The sequence below is a fragment of the Stenotrophomonas sp. CCNWLW162 genome (assembly GCF_037203745.1).
Taxonomy (GTDB): Bacteria; Pseudomonadota; Gammaproteobacteria; order Xanthomonadales; family Xanthomonadaceae; genus Stenotrophomonas; species Stenotrophomonas maltophilia_AQ.
This window is the reverse complement of sequence record NZ_JBBCBL010000008.1, coordinates 138,594-148,485: the sequence shown is the minus strand read 5'-3', so window position 1 is coordinate 148,485 and position 9,892 is coordinate 138,594. Positions and strand designations below refer to the sequence as shown.

Sequence of the window (9,892 nt, the reverse complement as noted above, 5' to 3'; positions counted from 1 at the left end):
AATGATTCTGGCAACGTATCGCTTGCTTTAAAACAATTAATAGTTGCTTGATCAAACGTCTGCAAGATGGACAATCATCCTTCCTGCAGGCGCCTTCACAAGATACCTGCGCATACTTTCAAAGATCTTGGGAAGTGGCCTCAGCGCCATTCCCGTGTGCTGCGAAGTTTCCTTCGTAGCGAGCCGCCCATTATAGCCGGCTTTTCCGCTTCGTCAACACCTTTTTTCAAGGCCGTCTCACCGGAGTGGACGTTGTTGCCGATGCTGCTTCGGCGTTGGACCCGAGGGTCTTTCGTCGTTGCGAGCCGCCTATTATGCCGGACTTTTCGAGTCCGTCAACACCTTCGTTCGATCAACTCGTTCGTCGGTGGTGGCGTCGCTGTTCGCGTGCCGTTTCCGAAGAAGCGGTGTGCTGCAGCAAGGGAGCGAATTCTAGAGATCCTGCAGATTTCGTCAAGCCTTTTTTTGCAGGGTGATGACAGAACCGCCATGACATCACGCATGACGTACGCTCGAAGATCGCTGCGGTGTTGACCGCGCGTTGCGCGGTCAACACCGCAGGGGCTATCAATGCACGGATGCACAGTAGAGGGACAGCAATGAACATGCAGGTGCGGCGGGTGTGGTGGCGCGATCTTTCGATGCCGGCGATCGTCGCTGGCTTCATTACTGTATTGGTCGGCTTCGCCAGTTCGGCCGTGATCGTGTTCCAGGCTGCACAGGCCGTCGGTGCCGACCAGGCGCAGATCGCCTCATGGATGTGGGCACTGGGGCTGGGCATGGGCGTGACCTGCATCGGCCTGTCGCTGCGCTACCGCGTGCCGGTGGTGACCGCATGGTCGACCCCGGGCGCGGCGATGCTGGTGGTCGGTGCCGGTGGCGCCTCACTGTCTGAAGCGACCGGCGCCTTCCTGCTTGCCGCGGTGCTGGGCATGCTGGCCGGCTTCTCCGGCATCTTCGCCCGCCTGATGCAACGGGTGCCGATGGCGCTGGCCGCCGGCATGCTGGCCGGCGTGCTGCTGCGCTTCGGCCTGGATGTGTTCGTGGCGATGAACACCCAACTGGTGCTGGCGCTGGCGATGTTCGCCACCTGGCTGGCCGGGCGCCGCCTGTTCCCACGCTATGCAGTGATCGCCACCCTGGCGGTAGGTATCGCGGTCGCGGCCAGCCGCGGCCTGCTGCACGCACAACAGGTACAACTGCAACTGGCAGTACCTCAGTGGGTCACGCCGTCACTATCGTGGACGGCGGTGGCAGGCATCGCCCTGCCCCTGTTCGTGGTCACCATGGCTTCGCAGAACATTCCCGGCGTCGCGGTGATGCGCGCATCCGGCTACGAAGCACCGGTGTCGCCACTGATCGGCTGGATCGGTGTGGTCAACACGCTGCTGGCCCCCTTCGGTGCCTATGCGCTCAACCTCGCTGCAATCACCGCCGCGATCTGCATGGGCCGCGATGCGCATGAAGATCCGGCGCGACGCTATACCGCGGCCATGGCAGCGGGCGCCTTCTACATCGCGATCGGACTGTTCGGTGCCACCGTGGCGGCACTGTTCGCCGCGTTCCCGAAGGAACTGGTGGCCTGCGTGGCCGGTATCGCGCTGTTCGGCACCATCGCCAACAGCCTGGCCAGTGCGCTGGCGATAGAGCGGGACCGCGAGGCGGCACTGGTCACCTTCCTGGTCACCGCCTCCGGGGTCAGCCTGGCCGGCATCGGCTCGGCGTTCTGGGGGCTGGTGGCCGGAGCCCTGTGCCTGCTGGTACTGCGGCCACGCCAAGCCGGCTGATCCGGCCTACCCCGCCAACGCAGCGCCGACCGTACTCAGCACCACCGCGATGACGATGGCGATCAGTGTGGCGACCACGCTGGTGCCGCCGCGTGCAGTCAGCTCGCTGCGCAGCCGTGCGTCATCGCCGCCGGCCACGGTACGGGCCTGGGCGATCAGGCGCTGGCAGTGCGCCAGGTACCAGCTGTTGCCAAAGATGCCGGTGGTGATGCTGAGCGCGAAGGTGATGACCAGCGACAGGCCATCAGGCACATCCAGCAAGGTCTCGACCACGCTGATCAGCAGCAGCAGGCCAGCCCACATCGCCGCCAGACGGTACATCCTGCGGTACATCATCCACACCAGGCCGAGCAGGAAGGCCGGCCAGTGCCAGGTGCCAGTGCCCGTGGCGATGCCTTGATCCAGCCGCCAGCGCTGGCGATAGATCGGGAAGTTGCCTCCCACCACACTGGCGTACAGCGCCAATTCGCCTTCCAGCCCAGCCGCCGCTGTCGTATCCGGTGCAGTGGCCGGCGCACGATACGGATCGGAGGGATCGCCGACGCTCGGCGCGATGCCCTCCACGACAGGGGCTGCGTCGATATCCGGGGCCGGAACCACTTCGATGGGCGTTGGAACCTGATCCAGCTCGGCCAATGGACGCCACGACGGCATCCCTTCGCACCACAGCAGCGTGCGTGCCGTTACCGTCCCGTCCTGCTGCAGCTTGCGAAGACCGGCCAGGTCGACCGGCCCACTGCTCTGCCTGCCATTGGCATACCACCACTGTGCTTCCTGCATGTTCTCCATCCTTCCTGCGTACATCATCAAACTGGAACTGCTGCCACCACCTATAGCGGGGCACTGGCCAGGGTCTGCGCCAACCGGTGGCGCTCCCCCGGTGCGAGGGTGATCTGCTCGGGGCCGGCATTGGCCACCTCCAGGCAGACATAATCGTGCCAGCCATCGCCGACGTCCGCCATCTTCGCCGCCGCGTCCGCACCCGGGTTCCATGCCACCAGCGTCTGGCTGCCTTCGCTGCGGATCTCGATCCGCCGCTGCAGTACGGGATCACGCAGCGCGTAATGGCCGCCAGCACCGGTATAGATGCGATCGCTGCGGCCGGGATCACGCGGATCGCGCAATGACCACGGTCCCTGCTGCAGGCGCGCCTGTGCGTAATCCTCGTACTTGTCGAGATACTGCAGTCCATCGAGGCCATCGACCTCGACGCGACCGGCATCGCCAACACGGAAATAGCTGTGCAGGGCCTGGGTGAAAGTGACCGGGGCGCTGCCGATGTTCTCACTGGTCAACTGCTGATGCAGCTGGTGGCCGATACGCAGCTGCATCTGCAGACGCAGGCCGAGGTCTGCAGGCAATGGCGGCGCCAGCTGCAGCTCCAGCTCTCCCGTGTCGTTCTGGCACACCTGCTGCAGTTCCCAGCGCACGGTACGCACCAACCCGTGTGCGGGAACATCAGTGTCCTGGCCCTGGCGTCCGAACCACGGCCAGCACACCGGCACACCTCCGCGGATCGGCGTGGGCAGTTCGGCGCGCGTGGGCGACAGCCACAACAGGTCGTGCTGCCCTTCCGGAATGAACGACAGCAGCTGTCCACCGAACACGCTGATGACCGCCGTGGCATTGGCGGTTCGCACCTGCCAGGCCTCCAGCCCGTGATACAGGCCGCTGCTGATGTCCGGATTCGACTGCATGCGATGACGCTCCTTGAAGACCGCGGCGATGATGTCGCGGTCAGCGTGCCTGGGGCAAGGCCTTCTGCACGCTGGGCGCTGCCGCTGCGGCCTCTTCCTGCAGCGTGCGCAGGATGCGCTGCCCAGCACGCCCATCGGCATTGGTCCAGCCGAGGCGCTGCTGCTCGGACTGGATCGCGCGACGCGTGGCCGTACCGATCATGCCATCGGCGCTGCCGATATCGTGGCCGCGGGCCAGCAGCAGGGTCTGCAGTTGGCGGCGCTCATCGCGGCCCAGGCCCGGGTCGTCGGTCGGCCAGGCGGTGGCCAACCCGTTGCCGCCACGCAATTGGTCAGCCAGCGTCGCGATCGCCAGCGCATAGCTTTCGGCGGCGTTGTAGCTGTAGATCGCGTCGTAGTTGCGGAACACCAGCAATGCCGGGCCCTTGTTGCCGGCCGGCAGCAGCAGGGCGGCGCGCGCGTCGGCCGGGAGGTTGGCCGGTGCCAGCGCGCTGCCATCCAGCGCGGTCACGCCCTGCGCGCGCCAGTCGGCCAGCGCGCGGCGTTGGGTACGACCGGCCTGGCTGGCGTTGAAGCCGGCCGGGATACGGACCTCCATGCCCCATGGCTCGCCACTGCGCCAGCCGGCACGCTTGAGGTAGTTGGCGGTGGACGCCAGCGCGTCGGGAATGCTGCCGACCAGATCACGACGACCGTCGCCGTCACCGTCGACCGCGATGCGTGCATAGGTGCTGGGCATGAACTGGGTATGGCCGAACGCGCCGGCCCAGGAACCAGTCAGCCCCTGCGCCTGCAGGTCACCCCGGTCGATCAGCTTGAGCAGGGCCAGCAGTTCGCCACGGAAGAAGGCCTGGCGACGGCCGGCGCAGGACAGCGTGGCCAGGGACTGCAGCAGCGGGCGCTTGCCGAACACGCGGCCATAGTCGCTCTCCACGCCCCATACGGCGACGATGGTGGTCGGATCGACGCCGTACTGTGCGGACACGCGATCGAGCAGGTCACGATGCTGCTGCAGCATCGCGCGCCCATCATCAACGCGCTGGCGATCGACCAGGGCTGCCAGGTAATCCCAGATCGGCGTGGTGAATTCCGGCTGCGCATCGAGCAGGCCGAGCACGCTGGGGTCCGGGGTGAGGCCGTCGGTGATTTCGTTGAAGCGGTCGGCACTGATGCCCTGGCTGGCGGCCGCGGCCTGCAGGCCCGCCAGGCAGCGGCTGAAGGCCGGATCGAGGCCGGGATCGGGTGCCGTCGGCTGCGCCGGCGTCGAGGCGAGGGCGGCGGCCAGGCCGAGCGTGATCAGAATGGGCATGGCGTCCTCCGTGTTGCCGGTGCAGGGCCATCTTAGGGCCAGCGGTGCAGCCGAACCTGAAGCGGCACCGGCGGGTGATCGGTCCTACAGAGCGCGCAGCAGGCGCAGGCCATAGGCCGGGGCGTCGGCATCCCAGCGCTGCACCACCTGCAGCCCGGCCTGCTGCAGCAGCTGTTCAAAGCTGTCGTCGGTGTACTTGTGGCTGTACTCCACGCGGATCGGTTCATCGGCGGCAAAGTGGAAAGTGCGGCCGTCCAGATGCACATCCTGCGCCCAGCGGCTGACCAGATCGGTCTCGATGCGCAGCCGCGCGGTGCTGTAGCAGGCGCGGTGGCGGAAGCCGTCGAGGTCGAAGTCGCTGCCGATCTCGCGGTTGAGCCGGGCCAGCAGGTTGAGAGTGAACGCGGCGGTGACACCCTGCGCATCGTTGTAGGCCGCTTCGATCAGCGCCGGGTCCTTGTGCAGGTCGATGCCGACCAGGGCCAGCCCGTCACGGCCCATGGTCTGGCGCATCGCGCGCAGCAGTGCGACCGCGTCTTCGCCTTCAAAGTTGCCCAGTGTGGAACCGGGGAAGAACAACAGGCGTCGCGCGGGTTCGCGCTCGGGCATGGGCACGGTCACAGGGCTGGTGAAGTCGGCACAGACCGGCAGCATCTCGACCTGGGGCAGCGCCGGGGCCAGATGGTCGATGCTGGACAGCAGTGCGGCGCGTGAGATTTCGATCGGTGTGTAGGCCACCGGGTCGTGCAGGGCGGCCAGCAGCAGCGCGGTCTTGCGGCCGCTGCCGCTGCCCAGTTCCACCACGTGCAGGCGCGGGCCGACGCTGCGGGCAATGTCCGGCAGCACGCGCTTCAGCAGGGCCAGCTCGGTGCGCGTGGGGTAGTACTCGGGGGTCTGGGTGATCTGCTCGAACAGGCGCGATCCACGTGCGTCGTAGAAGTACTTGGACGGCAGCTGCCGCAGCGAACGTGAGAGCCCGGTCACCGCGTCGGCCAGGATCTGTTGGCGGCCGGGAGTGAGATCGGTCAGTGCCTGCAGCGCGTCATGCACGGTGCTCATGTAAGGTCCCTGGCCAGGCGCAGCCCAGAGAACTGCCAGCGCGCCGGTGGCATGAAGAAGTTGCGGTAGCTGGCGCGCACATGTCCGCGCGGCGTGGCGCAGCTCCCGCCGCGCAGCACCCACTGCCCGCACATGAACTTGCCGTTGTACTCACCCAGGTTTCCAGCAAATGGGCGGAAGCCGGGGTAGGCGCCATAGGCCGATTGGGTCCATTCCCATACATCGCCGAACAGCTGCCGCAGTCCACTGCCCTGCCCCGCCTGCGGGTGCAGGTGGTCATCCTCTGCGAAGTGGCCGCTGACCGGTTGCGACGTCGCAGCCGCTTCCCATTCGAACTCGCTGGGCAGGCGCGCGCCGGCCCAGCGGGCGCAGGCATCAGCCTCGTAGTAGCTGAGGTGGCAGACCGGCGCGTGCGGATCCAGCTCACGCCAACCGCCGAGGGTGTATTCGCGCTGCAGAGCGTCATCCCAGTACAGCGGGTGCTGCCAGCCCTCGGCTTCGCGCAGCGCCCAGCCTTCGCTGAGCCACCAGCGCGGCTCCCGGTAACCACCGGCCTCGATGAAGGCGAGGTATTCGGCATTGCTGAGCGGGCGCTCGGCCAGGGCGTGGGCGGGCAGCAGCACGCGGTGCGCTGGCGATTCGTTGTCGTACGCGAACGCGGCCTGCTGCGGCCAGGCTGCGGCGCCGACGGTGACGATGCGCTCGGGTGACTCGATCCAACCCTGAGCGCCGGCGCTGCTTGCGGTGGGTTGCAGGTCTTCGCGATACGGCGGCTGCAGCGGATTGCACCAGAACGCATGCTTGATGTCGGTGAGCAGCAGCTCCTGATGCTGCTGCTCATGCTGCAGTCCCAGCTGCAGGTGCTGCAGCGCCTGCTCATCAAGGTCGCCTGCCGTCAGGCGTGCCTGTACCTGCGCATCGACCTGCTGCCGGTAGTCGCGCACCTGCTGCAGCGAGGGTCGCGACAGCAGCCCACGCTGCGGCCGCGCATGCGCCGGGCCGATGCTCTTGTAGTAGCTGTTGAACAGATAGTCCCAGGCCGGGTCATGCGCCGGTGTGGTGGCGAGTCCCGCCAGCACGAAGCGCTCGAAGAACCAAGTGGTATGGGCCAGATGCCACTTGCTCGGGCTGGCGTCGGCCATGCTCTGCAGCATGGCGTCCTCGGCACTGAGCGGTGCGGCCAGCTGCAGGCTGCGCGCCCGGATGCGGGCGAACTGGTGGGCGAGATCGTGCTGCGGGGCAGCGACGGCGGCGGGTACGCTGTCCATGCGCGCAGCATCGGCGCAGAACGGTGAGTGCGATGTCATGGTTCGGCGTCACTTTGTTCACATGGGTAAGCCACCCGCATTCAAGATGCAGGCACGAACGCCGCTAACGGCAATGCTGCGGCCGCGTCGTCACCGCGCTGGAATTCCTGCTTGCCCCTGCATCCGCTCCGCCAGCCTGCGCATTACCTGTTCGTGCTGCCCGCCATGCTGGTCGCCGTGGTGCTGTGCACCGCATTGGGTGCTGAAGACGTGGCCAGTCCCGCCCAGCGCATCCTGCCCTGGCTGCTGGCCTGCCTCGGCGCGGGGCTGGCCCTGCTCTACCATCAGATGCGCGCGCTGTGCCTGCTACTGCTGGTGGCGGTGGTGTTTGCGCTACTGCACCACGATGTCGCTGGCTACCTGCGCAGTGGCCATGTCACCGCACTGACGCCGCTTCGCTTCCACGCCATCTCAACCTGGTTGCCGCTGTTGTTCGCCGGACTGGCGTTGTGGCCGGAGCGCGGGCGCCGACGCCACGACCTGTTGCTGCGTGGTATTGCCAGTGGCACCGCGCTTCTGATCTTCCTCCTGCTGGCGGCACAACAACCGCGTGGCATGCACGACCTGCTGTCGAACCGCCATTGGAGCTGGATTCCGGCCGACTGGAACGCGCTGGCACAACTGCCGGCGCTGCTGTTCCTGCTGGCCACCGCTGCGCTGGGCTGGCAGGCCTGGCGGCACCCGCGCCCGCTGCATACGTCGATGCTGCTTGCGATGCTGTGCCTGTGGTGGATGCTGCCGCGGGTGTTCCTGCAGCCGGTGCTGCTGCCGGCGCTGAGCTGCGCCGCCCTGCTGCTGGTGCTGGGTGCGATGCTGCAGGAATCCTTCCACATGGCGTTCCGCGACGAACTGACCGGCCTGCCGGGGCGCCGCGTGTTCAACGAAACCCTGCAACGGGCACGCGGCACCTACAGCATCGCGATGGTGGACGTAGACCACTTCAAATCGTTCAACGATACCCATGGCCACGACACCGGCGACGACGTGCTGCGCCTGGTAGCCTCGCGGCTGGCGCGGGTGGGTGACGGCGGCCGCGCGTTCCGCTATGGCGGCGAGGAGTTCGCGGTGGTGTTCCTGGACCGCCCTGCGGCGGCCTGCATGGATGCCGTGGAGGCGCTGCGGCAGAGCATCGAGGACACCCGCATGCAGCTGCGCGACCGCAGCACCCGCAGCCGCGATGACGAAGCCGGCCGCCAGCAGCGCGGACGCGGTGGCAGCGGCCAGGTCGTGCAGGTGACGGTGAGCATCGGCCTGGCCGACAGTCGTGTGGACCGGCGACCGATGGCGGTGGTCAAGGCCGCCGACCAGGCGCTGTACGCGGCCAAGGACGGGGGCCGCAACCAGGTGCACGCGCAGGCCGGCCAGCGCGTGCTGGCCATGCGTGGCGGCTGAGGCTCAGACCGCGTCGAGGTAGTACCAGCGGCCGTCGATGCGCAGGAAGCGGCTGTGTTCGGTCATCTTCACCGCGCTGCCGCCGCCGATGCGGTAGCGCGCGGTGAAGCGGACGTCGGCGCTGTCGGCACCGGTAACGGTGTGCTCGTGCACGGTCAGGCCCAGCCAATGCGTGCGCTGGCCCGGCGCATCGTCCAGCGTCAGCTCGGCCGGACGCGTGTCCGGGTGCCAGGTCTGGCGCAGGTAGTCGGCCAGACCCCGCACGTAGGCGCTGTAACGCGAACGCATCAGGCGCTCGGCATCGGGCGCGGCCTCGCCGGCGTGAAAACGGCCGCAGCAGGCGGTGTAGTCGGCGGCCAGGCCGCAGGGACAGGGATCGGCGGGTTTTCGGCTCATGCCGGCATTGTCGCCGGGTTGCATGGATTGATCCACGCGCGGCACGGGTCAGCTGATGCAGGACAGGCGTATGCTGTCGCGCCCCCCACCTTGATTGATCGCCGTGCTGGAACTGGTTCCCCCTGAGTTGTGGTGGCTGGTGGTGATCGCCTTCATCGCCGGCCTTGTGGATGCCGCCGTCGGTGGCGGTGGCCTGGTGCAGCTGCCCGGCCTGTTCACGGTGCTGCCGCAGCAGACGCCGGCGATGCTGTTCGGTACCAACAAGTTCAGCTCGATGTTCGGCACGGGTGCAGCGGCCTGGCGCTATGCACGCAATGTGCGCTTCCCGTGGAAGCCGGTGCTGTTCGCGGCTGGCACGGCCTTCATCTTCTCCTTCGCCGGGGCCACCGCGGTTAGCCTGCTGCCCAAGGATGCGGTGCGCCCGCTGGTACTGGTGCTGCTGATCGCGATGCTGGCTTACACGCTTTGGAAGAAGGATTTCGGTGCACTGCACCGGCCGCAGGAGATCGGCCGCCGCGAGCTGGCCATCGCACTGGCCATTGGTGCGGCGATCGGCTTCTACGATGGCTTTTTCGGGCCGGGTACGGGCAGCTTCCTGATCTTCCTGTTCGTGCGCTTCTTCGGCCTGGATTTCCTGCGCGCATCGGCCGCGTCGAAGGTGGTGAACCTGGCGACCAATGTGGCGGCGATCTCGTTCTTCGTGCCGACCGGCAACATCCTGTGGCTGTTCGCGCTGCCGATGGCGGCGGCCAACATCATTGGATCGGTGGTGGGCACGCGGTTGGCGCTGAAGGGTGGTACGCCGTTCATCCGCAAGCTGTTCGTGGGGCTGGTGGTGGTGCTGATCGCGCGGATGGCGTGGGATACGTTGCGCGGAGCGTGAATGCGGTTGCCGGCCAGCGGCCGGCACTACCGGGCCATGAACCCCGCCATGGGTAGTGCCGG

9 protein-coding genes are annotated in these 9,892 nt (G+C 67.2%); 3 read left to right on the top strand and 6 right to left on the bottom strand.

Annotation, left to right across the window (positions count from 1 at the left end):
* The first annotated feature begins 599 nt into the window (after positions 1-599).
* Entirely contained in the window at positions 600-1,787 is a 1,188-nt protein-coding gene (locus tag V9K93_RS18605; protein WP_046985155.1) for a benzoate/H(+) symporter BenE family transporter, read from the top strand.
* A gap of 6 nt (positions 1,788-1,793) precedes the next feature.
* Here V9K93_RS18605 and V9K93_RS18600 read toward each other — a convergent pair whose 3' ends face one another.
* The 5 genes from V9K93_RS18600 to egtB form a co-directional block, all read right to left on the bottom strand.
* Positions 1,794-2,567 (bottom strand): DUF2628 domain-containing protein, encoded by a 774-nt coding sequence (locus V9K93_RS18600; protein ID WP_046985164.1) that lies wholly within the window; start codon positions 2,565-2,567, stop codon positions 1,794-1,796.
* A gap of 50 nt (positions 2,568-2,617) precedes the next feature.
* On the bottom strand, positions 2,618-3,484 hold the full coding sequence (locus tag V9K93_RS18595; RefSeq protein ID WP_046985156.1) for a D-hexose-6-phosphate mutarotase: 867 nt from the start codon (positions 3,482-3,484) through the stop codon (positions 2,618-2,620).
* A 40-nt stretch (positions 3,485-3,524) separates the two neighbouring features.
* Complete coding sequence (locus V9K93_RS18590) at positions 3,525-4,793, bottom strand: lytic murein transglycosylase (RefSeq protein WP_253079801.1); 1,269 nt, start codon at positions 4,791-4,793, stop codon at positions 3,525-3,527.
* A gap of 84 nt (positions 4,794-4,877) precedes the next feature.
* The gene (gene egtD / locus V9K93_RS18585) at positions 4,878-5,852 is read right to left on the bottom strand and encodes an L-histidine N(alpha)-methyltransferase (protein ID WP_337302997.1); all 975 of its coding nucleotides are present in this window, start codon (positions 5,850-5,852) and stop codon (positions 4,878-4,880) included.
* On the bottom strand, positions 5,849-7,120 hold the full coding sequence (gene egtB, locus V9K93_RS18580; protein ID WP_337302999.1) for an ergothioneine biosynthesis protein EgtB: 1,272 nt from the start codon (positions 7,118-7,120) through the stop codon (positions 5,849-5,851). The genes egtD and egtB overlap by 4 nt, the downstream gene beginning before the upstream one ends.
* A 150-nt stretch (positions 7,121-7,270) precedes the next feature.
* Here egtB and V9K93_RS18575 point away from each other — a divergent pair, with 150 nt between their 5' ends.
* Complete coding sequence (locus V9K93_RS18575; RefSeq protein WP_253079803.1) at positions 7,271-8,551, top strand: GGDEF domain-containing protein; 1,281 nt, start codon at positions 7,271-7,273, stop codon at positions 8,549-8,551.
* A gap of 3 nt (positions 8,552-8,554) precedes the next feature.
* On the opposite strand, the gene V9K93_RS18570 is transcribed toward V9K93_RS18575, so the two are convergent.
* The gene (locus V9K93_RS18570; protein ID WP_337302996.1) at positions 8,555-8,947 is read right to left on the bottom strand and encodes a YchJ family protein; all 393 of its coding nucleotides are present in this window, start codon (positions 8,945-8,947) and stop codon (positions 8,555-8,557) included.
* 103 nt (positions 8,948-9,050) lie between these two features.
* Here V9K93_RS18570 and V9K93_RS18565 point away from each other — a divergent pair, with 103 nt between their 5' ends.
* Positions 9,051-9,830 carry a sulfite exporter TauE/SafE family protein gene (locus tag V9K93_RS18565; RefSeq protein WP_012512533.1) on the top strand — a complete coding sequence of 260 codons (780 nt, stop codon included), beginning with the start codon at positions 9,051-9,053 and terminating at the stop codon, positions 9,828-9,830.
* Positions 9,831-9,892 lie beyond the last annotated feature (62 nt).